Origin of the sequence: Pseudomonas sp. CCC4.1 (assembly GCF_035019225.1) — a bacterium.
GTDB classification, from domain to species: Bacteria; Pseudomonadota; Gammaproteobacteria; order Pseudomonadales; family Pseudomonadaceae; genus Aquipseudomonas; species Aquipseudomonas bubulae.
Genome location: NZ_JASJWL010000045.1, coordinates 22,991 through 39,783 on the forward strand (window position 1 = coordinate 22,991; position 16,793 = coordinate 39,783).

A 16,793-nucleotide genomic window follows, 5' to 3' on the forward strand; every position below is an offset into this window, starting at 1 on the left:
CCGAAACAGTCCTGACAAACCGCGCCGCCTGAATCGCGAGCAAGCCCGCTCCCACCACTCAAGGCTGGCTCAGGCAATCCACTTACGATCACCGGTAAAGCTGATGGTCAGCCAGCGCGCACTGTCCGCGGCACCCAGCAACCCGGAGATCTCTTCGCGCAGTGCATCAAGGGTCTTCACGCTGGTCAGTGGATAACCTGCCGGCAACACGATATGAATCTCTATAAACCGTGCCCGCCCGTGCTTCTGCACATAGGTTTTGTAGCCTTCAAAACCATGCCGCGCCGACATTTCCTCGAGCACATCCCGCACCTTGTCATCCAGCGCGTCCGGGACAATCCCGAGCACATCACGCAAGGCCGGCTTGAGGATCTTGAACGCCGGCGCAAGCATGCTCAGCGCCAGCAAAATCAGGATCGCCGGGTCAACATAAGCGGCCCACTGTGCATAACCCTGCTGCTTCAACAGCAACGCTGTGACAAAACTTATCAACAGCCCCACCGACAACATGGCATCCACCAGCCAGCTGACATTATCGAACTGGATCAGGGTTGACTTGAGCTTGCGATTTTTGCGCTTTACCCAGAAGTAGTAGGCAAATTCAACAACGGTGAACACCGCCGCATAGACGATCACCAGCCCCAGCTCGATATCGCGCCCGCCATTGATAATGCCGAACACGCCATTGAGAAAGGCGTAGATCGCAATCAACAACAGGAAGCTGCCTTCAATCAGCAGCACCATGGGCTCAAGGTGCCAAAAACCGAACTGGAAACGCTGGTTGCTTTCCTTGGCGATCAGTTGCGCCGTAATCAGCATCAGCACTTTGATAAAAGTCGCGATCAGAGAGAAAAACCCATCGAACATGATGGATTCGGAACCCGAAATAAAACCCGTCACGATGCCGGCAATGGCCACCGCGAACATTAGAACGGTCGATTGCTTGAGCAGTTTCTGCTCACCACGGTTACTCACACAAACTCCTTTTCAGCCCGATTGAATGCGACCCCCTCAGGAGGTCGTAGGTGGGCTGCCAGGGGTGAGTTTACTCCTTGGCGTGGCGCTCGATGGCAAAACCGCTCCAGGACTGCGTGACGGGCATCAGCTCAAGGCGGTTGATGTTGACGTGGGCCGGAGTATTGAGCACCCAGAAAATGGTCTCGGCGATGTCTTCTGGCTGAATCGGTTCGGCGCCCTGATAGGTCGCGTCGTAGCGAGCCTTGTCGCCGCCAAAGCGCACCATCGAGAACTCGCTCTCGCACAGGCCCGGCTCAACGTTGCTGACCCGCACGCCCGTGCCCTGCAAATCGCAGCGCAGGTTCAGGGAGAACTGTTTTACAAACGCCTTGGTACCGCCATACACATGGCTGCCGGGGTAAGGATAACTACCCGCGATGGAACCCAGGTTAACGATCCCGGCACCACGGCCGTAGGCAATCAGTCGTGGCAACAGCAGGCGGGTGGTGTAGAGCAGGCCCTTGATATTGGTGTCGACCATGGTCTCCCAATCGTCGAGATCGCATTTGGGCGCAGGGTCGGTGCCCAGGGCCAGGCCCGCGTTGTTGATAAGCCCACGCAATGTGCTGAACGAAGGTGGCAAACCGGCAATCGCCGCTTCCATCGCGGCACGGTCGCGCACATCCACCACCAGGCCGTGTACTTCGGTTTGCTTGGATAACTCTTCGCACAATGCTTTCAAACGGTCTTCGCGTCGCCCCGTCAACACCAGTTTCCAGCCTGCCTGTGCAAACTTGCGTGCACATGCTTCACCAAATCCGGAAGTCGCGCCCGTAATAAACAGGGTGGAAGTCATCATGTTCTCCTTGGCTGGCGGGCATCGGCCGCCGTTGAATTGGACGTTTAGCAGAATGCCCCGGCTAGCGTTCAGCGGCAACCTGCGGTGTTTTCAAAACAAGTCTGTACAAAAAACAACCAGCACGCGACAAGCCACGACGAACAAGGGCTGGAGCCATATGCGCTCACCTTATCCACAGGCCCGTCCACAGTCTTTGGGGGCAACTCCAAAAAGCGCAAAGCCCCGATCCACAAGGGATAGAGAGCATCGGTAAGACTTTTTTACTTGACCCGGGCACACCCCGCATGCAGACGCCCCAAAAAGGTGCAACCGTGGAAAATCCGCCAGATAGCCAGAGGCCAGTAATTACGCTGCCTGGAGCATTCTTTCCAGAGTTTAACCACAGACTTATCCACAGGTTAGTCATTATTTCCAGACGCTCTTTACACCCGTACAAACCTGTTGACAAATCGGCGCAACGGCTGCGCAAAAGCCGCTGGTCGAAAAATAACCACCAAGCTGGACACCTTGTAAATAAAGGGCTACAGCCAACTACTCCCACGTTACCCACAGCCACCTCCACAGCAAACGGGGACAAGTCAAAATGATGACAAAACAGGTAATTGCAGCGGCTTTATGTCGCGCTTTCACAGCGTTGTAATATTGTTTTCCACAATTTGCGGCGAGGGCGGGCGGGGTGGAATTGTCTGACAAAAAGACATGTGGGAGCGAGCCTGCTCGCGATGGGATCGACGCGGTGATTCAAACAAACCGCAGTGATGCCATCGCGAGCAGGCTCGCTCCCACACAGAGAGATGTGAAATGCCTGTTAATGCCCGCCCAAATAAGCGTTACGCACCTCCTCGTTACTCAGCAGTTCCTTGCCGGTGCCGGTCAGACGGATTTCACCGTTGACCATCACATAGGCCCGGTCCGACAACCGCAGGGCATGGTTGGCGTTCTGCTCCACCAGAAAGATGGTCATGCCAGTGCCTGCCAGCTCCCGCAGCGTGGCAAAAATCTGCTTCACCACAATCGGTGCCAACCCCAGGCTGGGCTCATCCAGCAACAGCAGCTTGGGCCGGCTCATCAGCGCTCGGGCAATGGCGAGCATTTGCTGTTCGCCACCCGACATGGTCATGGCCCGCTGATTGCGCCGCTCCAGGAGCCGGGGGAACAACTCGAACATGCGCTGCATGTCTTCGTCGGCATATTTGTCGCCAATGGGGATGGTGCCCATCAGCAGGTTTTCTTCCACCGACATGTCCGGAAACACGCGACGGCCTTCCGGCGACTGGGCGATACCGTTGGAGGCGATGTAGTGCGAGGACTTGTGGGTAATGTCCACCCCCTGGTAGATAATTTGCCCGCCGCTGGCCCGGGGCTGGCCAAAAATCGACATCAGCAACGTGGATTTACCCGCGCCGTTGGAGCCGATCAGGCTTACCGTTTCGCCCTCCTCAATATGCATCGAGACTTTTTTCAGGGCCTGGATCGGCCCGTAGTGAACGTCCAGTTCCTTGAGCTCGAGGATCGTGCCCGTCATATCAGCTCCTCTTCGTCTGCGCCAAGGTAGGCCGCAATCACTTTGGGGTCGTTGCGGATGGCCTCAGGCCCGCCTTCGGCAATCACGTTGCCGTGGTCGAGCACCACGATGTGATCGGAAATGCTCATGACCATGCCCATGTCGTGCTCGATCAACACCACCGTCAGGTCGTGTTCGTCGCGCAGCAGGCGGATCATCCCGCTCAACGCTTCGGTTTCCTGCGGGTTGAGGCCTGCCGCCGGTTCGTCCAGGCAGATGATTTGCGGCCGCGTACACATGGCCCGGGCAATCTCCAGGCGTCGCTGCTGGCCATAGGACAACTCACCGGCCAGGCGATTGGCACAGTCCACCAGGTCAACCACCTCCAGCCAGTAGAAGGCATGATCCAGCGCATCGCTTTCAGCCTTGCGATAGCCCTTGGTATTGAGGATGCCGGCGAGCATGTTGCGGTTGACCCACATATGCTGGGCCACCAGCAGGTTTTCCAATACCGACATTTCCTTGAACAGGCGGATATTCTGGAACGTGCGCGCCAGCCCCGAGCGGTTGACCAGATGTGTTCCGCCGAACATTTTGTAATACAGCCGGCTGGCAAACGCCTTGGGCGATACAAAGTCGCTCAGCCTGAACGGCTCCCCCAGTAGCTTGATCACGTTGGTACGAGTACCGCGGGCATTGAGTTCGATCCTGCCGCCGCTGGCTTTGTAAAAGCCGGTCAAGCAGTTGAACACTGTAGTTTTACCGGCACCGTTGGGGCCGATCAGGGCAAAGATCGAGTTGCGTTTGACCTTGAGGCTGACATCACTCAGGGCCTTGATCCCGCCAAAGTGCATCATCAGTTTGTCGACCGAGAGCACCACGTCGTCTTTTGACAATTCGCTCATGGCGCAACCCCCTTGCGTGGCGCAACTCCGACACGGCTGATGCGGATCAGGCCTCGCGGTCGCCAGATCATCATCAACACCATCAACACACCAAACAGCAGCACCCGGTACTCGGCAAAGCTGCGCAACAGTTCAGGAGCCACCGTCAGCACGAATGCGGCGATCACCACGCCCACTGTCGAGCCCATGCCGCCGAGCACCACAATGGCGAGGATCAGCGCCGACTCGAAGAAGGTGAACGAGGAAGGGTTAACAAAACCCTGGTAGCTGGCAAAGAACACCCCGGCCAGGCCAGCCGTGGAGGCACCAATGGTGAACGCCGACAGCTTGACCAGCACATGGTTGAGGCCCATGGAACGGCAGGCAATTTCGTCTTCGCGCAGCGCTTCCCAGGCGCGGCCGATCGGCATGCGGGTCAGGCGGTGCTTGATGTACAACACCAGCAGCACCACCAGAAACAGCACGATATAGATAAACAGGAACTTGATATTGGGGTTGTATTCCAGGCCGAAGAACTCATGAAATGGCACCCCGCCATCTTTCGCGCGCCGGCCGAACTCCAGGCCGAAAAAGGTCGGCGATGGCACCGGCATGCCATTTGGCCCGCCGGTAAACGACAGCCAGTTGTTGAGGATCAGACGGATGATTTCACCAAAGCCCAGGGTCACGATGGCCAGGTAGTCACCGTGCATGCGCAACACCGGAAACCCCAGAATGCATCCCGCCATCGCCGCCGCAATGGCCGCCAGCGGCAGCACCGTCCAGAAACCCAGCCCCAGGTATTGATAGCCCAGCGCCAGACCATAAGCGCCGATGGCATAGAACGCCACATACCCCAGGTCGAGCAACCCCGCCAGGCCGACCACGATATTCAGCCCCAGGCCCAGCAGCACGTAAATCAGCCCAAGGATGACCACGGTCAGAATGTATTTATTGGCGAAAAACGGAAACACGATGGCAATCACGATCAGCAACGGCACGATCCAGCGCAGCCGCGACTTGTAGTCCGGTGCCAGCACATGCACGCCCGAGCCTGTGGACTCAAAGCCCTGCAGGATTTTCAGCCCTTTGGCGGTCTGTAAAAACAGGCTCAGGGCAAAGCGCCCGACCATAACGATAGCCACCAGCCAGCCTACCCGGGCCGGTTGCAGGTTGAAGCTGTAACCGTCGAGCACCACCCCTACGATGGGCCCGAACACAATCAATGAAATCAACCCGGCCAGGATCGAGTCGACTACGCTTTTTTTGATATCAATCGGTTTATTAATGGCTACAGACATACTTACACCTTCGCCACGAGAGGACGACCCAGCAGGCCTTGAGGACGGAAAATCAGAATCAGCACCAGCAGTGAGAAACTGAATACATCCTTGTAATCCGAGTTAATCAACCCGGCAAAAAGCGACTCGGAAATACCCAGGATGATCCCGCCGAGCATGGCCCCCGGCAGTGAACCGATGCCGCCGAGCACCGCTGCGGTGAAGGCCTTGATCCCGATGATGAAACCGGCATAGAAGTCGAACGTGCCGTAGTTCATGGTAATCAGCACACCGGCCAGCGCGGCCATGGCGGCACCGATCACGAACACGTAGGAAATCACCCGGTCGGTATTGATCCCCAGGATCGACGCCATCTTGCGATCCTGCTGGGTGGCGCGGCACATGCGGCCCAGCTTGGTGTACTTGATGATGTAAGTAAGCAGGCCCATGCCCACAAAGGCGGCGAGCAGAATAAAGACTTTGGTGTAGGTCAGCTGTACGAAGCCTGAGCCGATATCGACCCGCCACGCCCCGCTAAGTAACGTCGGCACGCCCTGCTGACGTGAGCCTTGGGCGATTTGCACATAGTTCTGCAGGATAAGGGAGATACCAATGGCGCTAATCAGCGGCGCCAACCGTGTGGAATTGCGCAGCGGCTTGTAGGCCACGCGCTCGATCACCCAGCCATACACGCCCGTGACCACCACCGTAAAAATAAGGGTGCCCAACATCAACAACGGGAAGGATTCGATACCGAAGTATGCCAACAGAGCCAGACTGATCGCCGCGAGGTAAGCAGAGATCATGTACACCTCGCCGTGGGCGAAGTTGATCATGCCGATGATGCCGTAGACCATTGTGTAGCCGATGGCGATCAGGCCGTAGACAGACCCGAGGGTCAGGCCGTTCAGCAGTTGCTGTAGGAAAATACCATCCATAACGCAATCTCACGCACTGGAGCCTTTGCGCAGACGCAAGCCATCCACGCCGTCACAGGACAGCTTGGCTGGCAGGGTGTGCGCGACTCCTGGAAAAGAAGACAGGTGGTGCAGATCCATCCCTACCTGATGCCCGCCGAAGCTGGCATCAGGTAGGTGACTCATCTCACTTCTGTTTTTCCAGTTGGTGATATTTACCGTCTTTGTCCCACTGGTACATAACGTAGTCGGAGACTTTAAGGTCACCTTTGCTGTCCCAGGCTTTCTCACCCATCACGGTTTTAACCGGGTTGGCCTTGAGCCACTTGGCAGCATCTTCACCCTTGTTGGATTTGGCGCCGGCAAAGGCGTCAGCCAGGGCCTGGACCGAAGCATAGGCGTACAGGGTGTAGCCCTCTGGTTCGGTGCCAGCCTTACGGAACTCTTCAACCACCACCTTGCTGTCTGGCAACAGGCGCGGGTCGGCACCGAAGGTCATATAAACGCCGTCAACGTACTGCGGGCCGCCTGCGGTGGTAACCAGTTCGTCGGTGACCACACCATCATCGGACATGAACTTCACATCCTTGAGGCCTTGCTCACGCAGTTGGCGTACCAGCGGGCCGGCTTCCGGGTGCAGGCCACCGAAATACACCACGTCGGCCCCGTTGGAGCGGATTTTGGTCACCACGGCACTGAAGTCTTTTTCGCCTCGGGTCAGGCCTTCGTACAACACAGGGGTCACGCCGCGCTTGATCAGTTGCGCCTTGGTAGCGTCCGCCAGACCCTGGCCATAGGTGTCCTTGTCGTGCAGAACGGCCACTTTCTTGCCTTTGAGCACATCAACTATGTAATCCGCCGCCACAATGCCCTGCTGGTCATCACGACCACACATGCGGAACATCGCGCTCAGGCCACGCTCGGTCACCGCCGGGTTGGTGGAGCCAGGAGTGATCGCAATCACACCGGCATCGGCGTACACCTCAGACGCCGGAATGGTCGATGAAGAACAGAAGTGCCCTACTACACCGGCCACTTTGTCCTGGTCGACCAAACGGTTGGCGACGGCTACGGCCTGTTTCGGCTCGCAGGCATCGTCCCCGGCCACCAGAACGATCTTCTCGCCGTTGACCCCACCGGCGGCGTTGATCTTGTCTGCCGCTGCCTTGGCACCCTTCATGTACTGCTCGCCAAAAGCTGCGTTGGCGCCAGTCATCGGGCCGGCAACACCAATTTTCAGATCAGCCTGAACAAACGAAGAAACGCCCAATGCAGCTGCTACGGCGAGGGCCAGAAAACCTTTCTTGTAGAACGTCTGCGACATGAGGTGGTGCTCCTGAGGTTTTATTAGATGGCACTTCGACTTCACCTAAAGCGCTGAGCAAGCCGCGTGCCATTGGCTTTTTATTCTTAAAAAAGTCGTTCTATTGTTGTTATATCGACTGTTTCGAGCCCATTTTCATTGGGCGTGCAACCGTCTAAACCGAGGAAGGTAAAACCGCTATGTTTCTACAGGCGCCACCTGCCGCAGCCGGTATTGCAACCAGGTTGCCCCGGGTTGCGCAAACGTCCTGTAACCACTTGCGTCACCGAACTGCACACTCTCGGTGCAGGACTGCTACAGGCCGCACCACTTAAGGCTAGCCGCTGCCAGGCAAAACGTCGGGGCGCCCAGAAAAAAACCGCGTCAGATCACAATTCTTAAACATTGGCCGGCGTGATACAGCGAAAAACCGGCTTCGTATAAACAACTGCGCAACCCCGTGCCAGACAGCGGCCGCATCGGTGCAAAGGGGATTGGCAAGGCCTTGGCATCGCCACTGCACAAATAGTCGGCAAAGGCCTTGCCGACCACGCTGCCTGTGGTTACACCGCGACCGTTATAGCCGGTGACTGCCACCAAACCGGGCGCCGGTTCAAATAAGCGCATCAGATGATCGGGCGTAAATGCGATGCAGCCCGTCCAGGTGCATTCCCATTCCACGCCCTTGAGGTACGGGAAATAATGCTGCTGCACGCGGTCGGCCCAGGCCTTGAGAAACCACGCAGGCTTCTGATTGCCGTTGCCCAGGCTGCCGAGCAGTAAACGGCCGTCGGCATCGCGACGGATACTGCTCAATACCTGGCGGGTGTCCCACGACCCTTGGCCGCCTGGCAAGATTCGCGCTGCGCTGGCGTCGGTCAGAGGTTTGGAGGCGACCTGGTAGTAATAACCAGGGAAAAAGTTACGTCGTAAATCAGTCCATTCGCCTTCAGTGTAGGCATTGGACGCCAGCACCACCTGCTCTGCACTTACCGCACCGTGGGCCGTTTGCACTGACCAGCGTGGGCCTTGGCGTTCAAGTCCGGTGACCGGGGAATGATCGAACAGCTGCCCGCCCAGATCACAGGCTGCCTTGGCCAGGCCCGAGGTGTAGGCCATAGGGTTGAGGGTGCCGGCGCGACGGTCGAGCAAGGCGGCGGCGATTTTTGTGGTGCCGGTAGCGGCTTCGCAGGCGGCGCCGGTGAGCAGTTCAACCGGGGCGCCACGGCGCTTCCATTGTTCTTCACGGCTGCGCAAATCGGCTTCGCCACGGGCATTATGGGCCATGTGCAGGGTGCCTTCACGGCGCAACTGGCAGTCGATGCGGTATTTGTCGATCAGGCTGAACACCAGTCCCGGGGCGGCACCGAGCATGCGGTTGAGCTGGCTGCCGACAGCCTCGCCGAAACCGGCTTCGATATCGTCGGGCGGTATCCACATCCCGGCATTAACCAATCCTACGTTGCGGCCTGAGCCGCCATGACCGGTGCGATAGGCTTCGAGCACACAGACACTTTTGCCCTGCTCGAGCAAATGGATGGCGGCGGACAAACCGGTGATGCCGGCACCGATCACACACACATCAACGCTCAACTCGCCCTTGAAGGTTCGCGCTTGGGGGCGTTGGGGGGTAAGGGTTTCCCACAGACATTGTTCTTGTAAAGGCATTGCCAAGCTCCAGAAATGAAACCCAACCAAAATCAAAGCCCCTCACCCTGGCCCTCTCCCGGAGGGAGAGGGGACTAAAGGCAAAAGCAGATCAGCTCCCTCTCCCTCCGGGAGAGGGTTGGGGGTGAGGGCTTGCATCACCTCAATCGAACGTAATCCCTTGCGCCAACGGCAATTCCAGCGAGTAGTTGACGGTATTGGTCTGCCGGCGCATATATCCACGCCATGCATCTGACCCCGACTCGCGACCGCCTCCGGTTTCTTTCTCACCACCAAAGGCACCCCCGATTTCCGCACCGCTGGGCCCGATATTGACGTTGGCAATCCCGCAATCACTGCCAGTGGCCGACATGAATTGCTCGGCCTCGCGCACATCGGTGGTGAATATGCACGATGACAGCCCCTGCGGCACCGCGTTGTTCAGGCGCAAGGCCTCGGCAAAGTCGCTGTAACCGACCACATACAAAATCGGCGCGAAGGTCTCGCTGCACACCACGTCGCTTTGCTCGGGCATTTCCACAATCGCCGGGGCCACGTAGTAAGCGCCAGGGTACTGGCCCGCCAATTGCCGCTCGCCACCAAATACCCGCCCGCCTTCGCTAAGGGCCTGCTCCAGCGCATCACGCATGTTTTCAAAGCTGCTTTTGTCGATCAGCGGCCCCACCAGATTGCCTTCCAGCGGATGACCGATACGCACTTTTGAATAGGCCGCCTTGAGCCGGGTGACAATTTCTTCCTTGACCGAGTCGTGGGCAATCAGCCGGCGCAGGCTGGTGCAGCGCTGCCCGGCAGTACCGACAGCACTGAACAGGATGGCACGCACGGCCATGTCCAGGTCGGCACTCGGCGCCAAAATCATCGCATTGTTGCCGCCCAGCTCCAGAATACTGCGGGCAAAGCGTGCGGCGATTTTAGGTGCCACTTCGCGGCCCATGCGCGTGCTGCCGGTGGCACTGATCAGCGCGACTCGCGGATCGTCAACCAGGGCTTCGCCCGCTTCACGACCACCAATCACCACCTGGGCCAGGTACTTGGGCGCGCCCTCAAACGAGCTCAACACACGATCAAACAAGGCCTGACAGGCCAGCGCCGTCAGCGGGGTTTTTTCCGATGGTTTCCAGATCACCGCGTTGCCGCATACCAGCGCCAACGCGGTATTCCACGCCCACACGGCCACCGGAAAGTTGAATGCGCTGATCACACCCACCACACCCAGCGGGTGCCAGGTTTCACGCATATGGTGGCCTGGTCGCTCCGAGGCGATGGTCAAGCCGTAGAGCTGACGCGACAGGCCAACTGCAAAGTCGCAGATGTCGATCATTTCCTGCACTTCGCCCAACCCTTCCTGGGTGATCTTGCCCGCTTCCCATGACACCAGCTCGCCCAGATCGGCCTTGTACTCACGCAGCAAATCGCCGAACTGGCGCACCAGTTCCCCACGACGCGGGGCAGGCACCTTGCGCCATGCCTCGAATGCGTGTTCGGCGCGGGTCACGTGCTGCTCGGCCTCGGCAGCCCCTTTCCAGTGCACCGCACCGATCTGGCTACCGTCAATCGGCGTATACACCGGCTGATTGCCCTGCTGGTACAGCGCGGGGTTCACACCAAGACGATCCAGTAATGCAGCAACCATTGAAGGCACTCCTTGAGCTTTAAAAAATGATTCACAGGCCTTTAGTTGTAGCTGGCTGGCATGGCGGCAACAAACGACCTTTAAGCGAGATATCATTCCGAAAATTCATGCTGCACTGGTAACGTTGCCTGACAACAACAATCAGAGGCCTTCTATGCTCAACAAGCGCCATCTACCTTCGATCACGGCGTTGCAGTGTTTTGAAGCGGTGACCCGTCATCTGAGTTTCACCCGTGCGGCCGAAGAGCTGAATCTGACCCAGAGCGCGGTCAGCAAACAGGTCGCACAGCTCGAGGAGCTGTTGCAGCACTTGCTGTTTCGCCGGGTGCGCCGCCGTTTGCAACTGACGCCTGCAGGGGATTTGTATCTGGTAGAAGTCCGAAAAATCCTGACCCAAGTAGAGATGTCGACCCACACCCTGCGTTCCTATGGCGGCGAAACAGAAGTGCTACGGGTCTCCACCCCTTCCACTTTTGGCGCCCGCTGGCTGGTGCCGCGCCTCAAAGGTTGGGGCATACGCCATCCGCATATTCATCTGGATCTGTGCAATGAGCAGCAAGGCGACGATTTGCTGCAAGGGCGCAGCGATCTGGCGTTTTACTTCGGCCAGGGCTCACGGCCCGGCACCGAGAGCCTGAAGCTGTTCAGTGAAGAACTGGTCGCCGTATGTTCGCCAGCAAGCTTGCCGGGCACGGCACTGACCGACCCGACCCAACTCACAGGTCTGGTGTTGCTGCAGAACGCTTCGCGGCCACAGGCCTGGCACGAGTGGTTTGAGCATCAGGGGTTTCATACCGATCACAGCTACCATGGGCCGCGCTTCGACACCTTCTACATGTGCATCCGCGCAGCCCAGGTTGGCTGTGGCGTGGCACTGCTGCCGAGGTTCCTGGTGGAAGAGGAATTGGCCGACGGCAAACTGGTCATCGCCTGGCAGCACTTGATGCCGAGCCGCGATGCCTACTACCTGGCCTATCCTGAACATACGGCAGGCGTACCCAAGGTAAAGGCATTCGTGAGCTGGTTCATGGAGCAGCTGGATGCGCGATAACACCTGTGGGAGCGGGCAGAAACAGGCCACGACCACAAAAACCGCTGGCAAAACCGCCTGCAGATATGCGCCACTAGCGCCATTCATTGAAAAAGCTGAACGCCGTGGCTATCAGGCACGGGCAGCATGGAGATTGCCGCTATGAGCGAGAGTGTATTTGCCGATCGCATCGTGCAGAACCTGCTCGACACCGACTTCTACAAATTGACCATGATGCAGGCGGTGCTGCACAACTACCCCAACGTCGAAGTCGAATGGGAATTCCGCTGCCGCAACAGTGAGGATCTGCGCCCATACCTCAACGAAATTCGTCACCAGATCGAACGCCTGTGCGAACTGAGCATGACTCAGGACCAGCTGGGGTTTCTGGAACGCATCACCTTTATGAAGCCCGACTTCATCCGCTTTTTGGGGCTGTTTCGCTTCAATATGCGCTATGTACACACCGGCATCGAAAACGGCGAACTGGTTATCCGCCTGCGCGGGCCGTGGCTGCATGTGATCCTGTTTGAAGTGCCGTTACTGGCGATTGTCAGCGAAGTACGCAACCGTTCGCGCTATGCCGATACCGTGCTGTCACAGGCCCGGGAGCAGCTGTATCGCAAGTTTGACTGGCTGCAGGCCAATGCCAGCGCTGAAGAGTTGTCTGAACTGCAAGTCGCCGATTTCGGCACTCGTCGACGGTTTTCGTACCGCGTGCAAGAAGAAGTCGTCAGTGTGCTCAAGCACGACTTCCCCGGGCGTTTTGTCGGCACCAGCAACGTCAACCTGTCCCGCGAGCTGGACATGAAGCCGCTGGGGACCATGGCCCACGAATGGATCATGGCCCACCAGCAACTGGGCCCACGGCTGATCGACAGCCAGAGTGCCGCGCTCGACTGCTGGGTGCGCGAGTACCGCGGCTTGCTGGGCATCGCGCTGACGGACTGCATTACTACCGATGCCTTCCTGAAAGATTTCGATCTGTACTTTGCCAAGCTGTTCGACGGCCTGCGCCACGACTCCGGCGACCCTGTGGTGTGGGCCGAAAAATGCATAGCTCATTACCACAAGCTGGGCATCGACCCCATGAGCAAGACTCTGGTGTTCTCCGACAGCCTGACCCTGCCCCGGGCGCTGGAGATTTTCCGGTCACTGCGCGGCCGGATCAACGTCAGCTTCGGTATCGGGACTAACCTGACCTGCGACATTCCGGGGGTTGAGCCAATGAGCATCGTGCTTAAAATGAACGCCTGCAATGGCTCGCCGGTGGCCAAGATTTCCGATGAACCGGGCAAGACCCATTGCTCCGACCCCAATTTCGCCGCCTATTTACGCCACGTTTTCCAAGTTCCTGAACATTCTCCCAAGGAGTGAATCATGCAGGCCGTACAGCGTCAGATTGCTGCAGACCTCAAGGTCCAGCCGCCGTTCAAAGACACCGCAGCCCTTGAGGCCGAGATTGCCCGGCGTATCACTTTCATTCAGTGCTGCCTGCACAACGCCAGGCTCAAGACCTTGGTACTGGGCATCAGCGGCGGGGTCGACTCCCTGACCGCAGGCCTGATGGCACAACGTGCGGTGCAGCAATTGCGCGAACAGACCGGTGACCAGGCCTATCGCTTTATTGCCGTGCGCCTGCCTTACGGTGTGCAGCATGACGAAGCGGACGCCACGGCGGCGGTCGACTTTATCAACCCGGACGAGCGCCAGACCGTGAACATCGGCCCTGCGGTCAAGGCCCTGGCGGCTGAAGTGACCGCGTTTGAAGGCAAGCCTGCTGCCACCGTGGACTTTGTACTGGGTAACACCAAGGCGCGTATGCGCATGGTGGCGCAATACACTATTGCCGGGGCGACTGGCGGGCTGGTGATCGGCACCGACCATGCGGCGGAAGCGGTGATGGGCTTCTTCACCAAGTTCGGTGATGGTTCCTGTGATCTGGCGCCGCTCAGCGGGCTGGTGAAAAATCAGGTGCGGGCCATTGCGCGGCATTTTGGTGCGCCGGAATCGCTGGTGGAGAAAGTCCCGACTGCCGACCTCGAAGACCTGGAGCCCGGCAAACCGGACGAAGCGTCCCACGGCGTGACCTATGCCGAGATCGATGCCTTTTTGCATGGCGAGCCGGTGAGCGAAGAAGCGTTCAATATCATCTGCAAGACGTACGAAAAGACCCACCACAAGCGTGAGATGCCGTTCGCGCCTTGAGCCCGTGCGTACCTCTCCCGGAGGGAGAGGGAGCAGACCGCACGCGGTTTCAAGAACACCATCAATCCGTCCCCTCTCCCTCCGGGAGAGGGCTAGGGTGAGGGGCTTTTTCCTTCCCGGAAAAAACGGAATGAACCCCGCAATTTTTTTCGCTTGTGGCCACAACGGCCAAAGGCTTTGATAGACGTCTATTTCGTCGCCAGAGCCCTGCCCCATGCCTGCTTTCGATGCTTTGTTCTCCCTTGTCGATTCCGTGCTCGGCCAACCGGCCACCGCCTGGTTGCGTGAGCATGTCGAAGTGCCTGAAGGGCTGCTGCGCTTCAACTGGCATAAACAGGCACTGCACCGGGTGTGGCTCGCCGAAGCACTGAACCTGTGCCTGCTGCACAAACTGGTTGAAGCCGTGCCTGAGGGCCGGCGCTATGTTGAAGAACAGGCACAGCATGGCCGCAAGGTAGTGTTCGACCATGGCGCCCTCCGTACGGTGGACTGGCCTGCCAACGGCGAACTGCCCCGCGGCCGCCAGGCATTTGCCCGTTTGCTGGAGCCACTGGGCTTTACCGATGTGCGAACCTACCCGCTGACCAAGCTGAACATGACCGGCTGGGGCTACAGACAAATGGATCTGCCCGAAGACATCGCCCAGTTCTTTGTCTCGGAACTGCACCCCGGCCGCTTCAGCGAGGCTTTTCAACAGGCCGTCAGCCGCGTGGTCGGTTCCAGCCTTGACCCGCTGCAGGCCCAACACCACAGCATCCTCAAGACCCTGAGCCTAACCCGCCACTGCAGCCTGAGCCAGGCGCAGGCCCTGTTGCCAGGGCTGTATCAAGCATTCGGCCGGCAGCATGGCGTGGTACAGGAAACGGACTACCACTGCCTGCTCGCTGAAAGCGCCGAGATGGCCTGGATCGCAACCGAGGGCAACAGCTTCAACCATCTGACCGATCGCGTGCCGGACCTCGAAGCCTGTGTGGCGCAACAACGTGACTTACAACGGCCCATGAAAGACAGCATCGAAGTGTCCGCCTCGGGGCGGGTGATGCAAACCGCCTATCGCGCCAGCACGGTCAGCCGCGGCCTGGTCGATGCTGCCGGGGTGTACCGCGAGCACGCAGTGCCGGGGTCATTTGTGGAGTTCATCCAACGCAAGATCGACCCTGATACCGGCCGCATCGATCTGAACTTCGACAGCAGCAACGCCCAGGGCATTTTCAAGATGACCGACTCCAGGGCCTGAACGCAAACAGCCCTGACGGCGCAGGGCACGTCAGGGCTGTTAAGGGCTTGGGTGGTGTTATTTAAGAACCACAGCGCCTTTCATCATCGAGTTGTGGCCCGGGAAGGTGCAGAAGAATTCATATTCTTCGCCCGCTTTCAGCTTGGCCACATCGAAGGTCACGGAATCTTTCTCACCGGCGCCAATCACTTTGGTGTGGGCGATGATGCGCTCATCACCGTCCTTGAGATAGTTTTTGTCCAGGCCAGCGGCAATGCCGTCGGTAGAAACTGCCTGCATGTCTGCCTTTTTGCTCAAGACCCAGTTATGACCCATGACGTTTTTCGGCAGATTGCCGGAGTGCGTCAGGTTAACGGTGAAGGTCTTGCAGGATTTGTCGATGACGATCTCTTTGGTGTTGTAAGACATTTGGTCAGTCGAATCGACAGTTACAGCGCACTCAGCCGCCAGCAAATGGCCGCTGGCCAGAGTCAAAAGGGATACCGCAACAACTTTGGCAAACATGGTGTATCTCCAAGGCAGGGTATGGGGAAGCAAAAATCTGTATACAGATTGCCTGAAAATTGTATCGATTCATATGATCTGCGTCATGGTCTATCGCCACAATCGACACAATCCATCCCAGAATGGACTTCAGGCTTATAACCTTAGGCCATCATTTTGAATTTTGGGGGAATAAGTAACTAGATTTAATCCACAACCGGCTTTTGCGTGGGTGTAGAGTCGTATTTTTAGCGCAATGTGCAACCTTGCAAAAACCCAGCTAACGGCTAAGCACTAATACAGGGCAGAATACGCGCCGCTCAACCTCACCTTCGACCCCAAGAGGATCGCCCATGGCCAAACCAAACTATAACTTCGCTAAGCGTCAAAGAGACTTGGCTAAAGAGCAGAAGAAAGAGGAAAAGGCTGCCCGCAAGAAAGCGGCTGCTGAAGGCGGTACTGTTGATACCGAGCTGGACCACGAAGTCGACAGCGAAAGTGAAGACGCCGCAGAAGATACCGGCGCACCAGAAGACAAAGCTCCAACTGCTTGACCCCCTCGGCCCGGTTATCCACAACCCGGCCCACAGGATCTGTGATCAGGATCAGCAGCCCGCCTGCTGATCCTCGCAGTTAGCCTGAACGCCCTCAGACGCTTCCAACCTCATTCCCTTACTCCGCGACAGCAAACAGCCTACAAACCCGTGGCAGGCCTCTCAGCGCGCAGAAAGCACAACGCCAGCCCTAAGGCTGGCGTTGAAGTACTGCAATTTACGCAAAACCGTAGCAGCTGCCGAAGGAACACTGCAACCTGTCTCTTATACACATCT

Annotated in this window: 16 protein-coding genes; 5 read left to right on the top strand and 11 right to left on the bottom strand. The window is 58.0% G+C overall.

What is annotated here, in order from left to right:
- Positions 1 to 69: 69 nt before the first annotated feature.
- The 10 genes from QN377_RS16605 to QN377_RS16650 form a co-directional block, all read right to left on the bottom strand.
- Positions 70 to 975, bottom strand: a complete 906-nt coding sequence (locus tag QN377_RS16605; RefSeq protein ID WP_095000982.1) for a cation diffusion facilitator family transporter — start codon at positions 973 to 975, stop codon at positions 70 to 72.
- Between the two features lie 70 nt (positions 976 to 1,045).
- Positions 1,046 to 1,813 (bottom strand): SDR family oxidoreductase, encoded by a 768-nt coding sequence (locus QN377_RS16610; protein WP_095017672.1) that lies wholly within the window; start codon positions 1,811 to 1,813, stop codon positions 1,046 to 1,048.
- Between the two features lie 811 nt (positions 1,814 to 2,624).
- On the bottom strand, positions 2,625 to 3,341 hold the full coding sequence (locus tag QN377_RS16615; protein WP_095000980.1) for an ABC transporter ATP-binding protein: 717 nt from the start codon (positions 3,339 to 3,341) through the stop codon (positions 2,625 to 2,627).
- Complete coding sequence (locus tag QN377_RS16620) at positions 3,338 to 4,225, bottom strand: ABC transporter ATP-binding protein (protein WP_095017673.1); 888 nt, start codon at positions 4,223 to 4,225, stop codon at positions 3,338 to 3,340. The genes QN377_RS16615 and QN377_RS16620 overlap by 4 nt, the downstream gene beginning before the upstream one ends.
- Positions 4,222 to 5,505, bottom strand: a complete 1,284-nt coding sequence (gene livM / locus QN377_RS16625) for a high-affinity branched-chain amino acid ABC transporter permease LivM (RefSeq protein WP_095000978.1) — start codon at positions 5,503 to 5,505, stop codon at positions 4,222 to 4,224. The genes QN377_RS16620 and livM overlap by 4 nt, the downstream gene beginning before the upstream one ends.
- 2 nt (positions 5,506 to 5,507) lie before the next feature.
- A complete protein-coding gene (locus tag QN377_RS16630; RefSeq protein ID WP_095000977.1) occupies positions 5,508 to 6,422 on the bottom strand; it encodes an ABC transporter permease subunit in 915 nt (304 codons plus the stop codon).
- 9 nt (positions 6,423 to 6,431) lie between these two features.
- Positions 6,432 to 6,587 carry a hypothetical protein gene (locus QN377_RS16635; RefSeq protein WP_153327708.1) on the bottom strand — a complete coding sequence of 52 codons (156 nt, stop codon included), beginning with the start codon at positions 6,585 to 6,587 and terminating at the stop codon, positions 6,432 to 6,434.
- 1 nt (position 6,588) lies between these two features.
- Positions 6,589 to 7,725 carry a branched-chain amino acid ABC transporter substrate-binding protein gene (locus QN377_RS16640; protein WP_095000976.1) on the bottom strand — a complete coding sequence of 379 codons (1,137 nt, stop codon included), beginning with the start codon at positions 7,723 to 7,725 and terminating at the stop codon, positions 6,589 to 6,591.
- 363 nt (positions 7,726 to 8,088) lie between these two features.
- Entirely contained in the window at positions 8,089 to 9,372 is a 1,284-nt protein-coding gene (locus QN377_RS16645) for an FAD-binding oxidoreductase (protein ID WP_322214039.1), read from the bottom strand.
- A gap of 142 nt (positions 9,373 to 9,514) precedes the next feature.
- Positions 9,515 to 11,005 (bottom strand): aldehyde dehydrogenase family protein, encoded by a 1,491-nt coding sequence (locus QN377_RS16650; RefSeq protein WP_322214037.1) that lies wholly within the window; start codon positions 11,003 to 11,005, stop codon positions 9,515 to 9,517.
- Positions 11,006 to 11,159: 154 nt separating this feature from the next.
- On the opposite strand from QN377_RS16650, the gene QN377_RS16655 reads away from it, so the two are divergent.
- The 4 genes from QN377_RS16655 (at position 11,160) to QN377_RS16670 (ending at position 15,480) form a co-directional block, all read left to right on the top strand.
- Entirely contained in the window at positions 11,160 to 12,056 is an 897-nt protein-coding gene (locus tag QN377_RS16655; protein ID WP_095017674.1) for a LysR family transcriptional regulator, read from the top strand.
- A 141-nt stretch (positions 12,057 to 12,197) separates the two neighbouring features.
- On the top strand, positions 12,198 to 13,412 hold the full coding sequence (gene pncB, locus QN377_RS16660; RefSeq protein ID WP_095000972.1) for a nicotinate phosphoribosyltransferase: 1,215 nt from the start codon (positions 12,198 to 12,200) through the stop codon (positions 13,410 to 13,412).
- 3 nt (positions 13,413 to 13,415) lie between these two features.
- Positions 13,416 to 14,243: an ammonia-dependent NAD(+) synthetase gene (gene nadE, locus QN377_RS16665; RefSeq protein WP_095000971.1), complete on the top strand. Its 828-nt coding sequence runs from the start codon at positions 13,416 to 13,418 to the stop codon at positions 14,241 to 14,243.
- Between the two features lie 214 nt (positions 14,244 to 14,457).
- Positions 14,458 to 15,480, top strand: coding sequence for a DUF1338 domain-containing protein (locus tag QN377_RS16670; RefSeq protein ID WP_322214035.1), 1,023 nt, complete (start codon positions 14,458 to 14,460; stop codon positions 15,478 to 15,480).
- A gap of 57 nt (positions 15,481 to 15,537) precedes the next feature.
- Here QN377_RS16670 and azu read toward each other — a convergent pair whose 3' ends face one another.
- A complete protein-coding gene (azu, locus tag QN377_RS16675; protein ID WP_095000969.1) occupies positions 15,538 to 15,984 on the bottom strand; it encodes an azurin in 447 nt (148 codons plus the stop codon).
- A gap of 332 nt (positions 15,985 to 16,316) precedes the next feature.
- On the opposite strand from azu, the gene QN377_RS16680 reads away from it, so the two are divergent.
- Positions 16,317 to 16,517, top strand: a complete 201-nt coding sequence (locus QN377_RS16680) for a hypothetical protein (RefSeq protein WP_095000968.1) — start codon at positions 16,317 to 16,319, stop codon at positions 16,515 to 16,517.
- Positions 16,518 to 16,793: the final 276 nt, after the last annotated feature.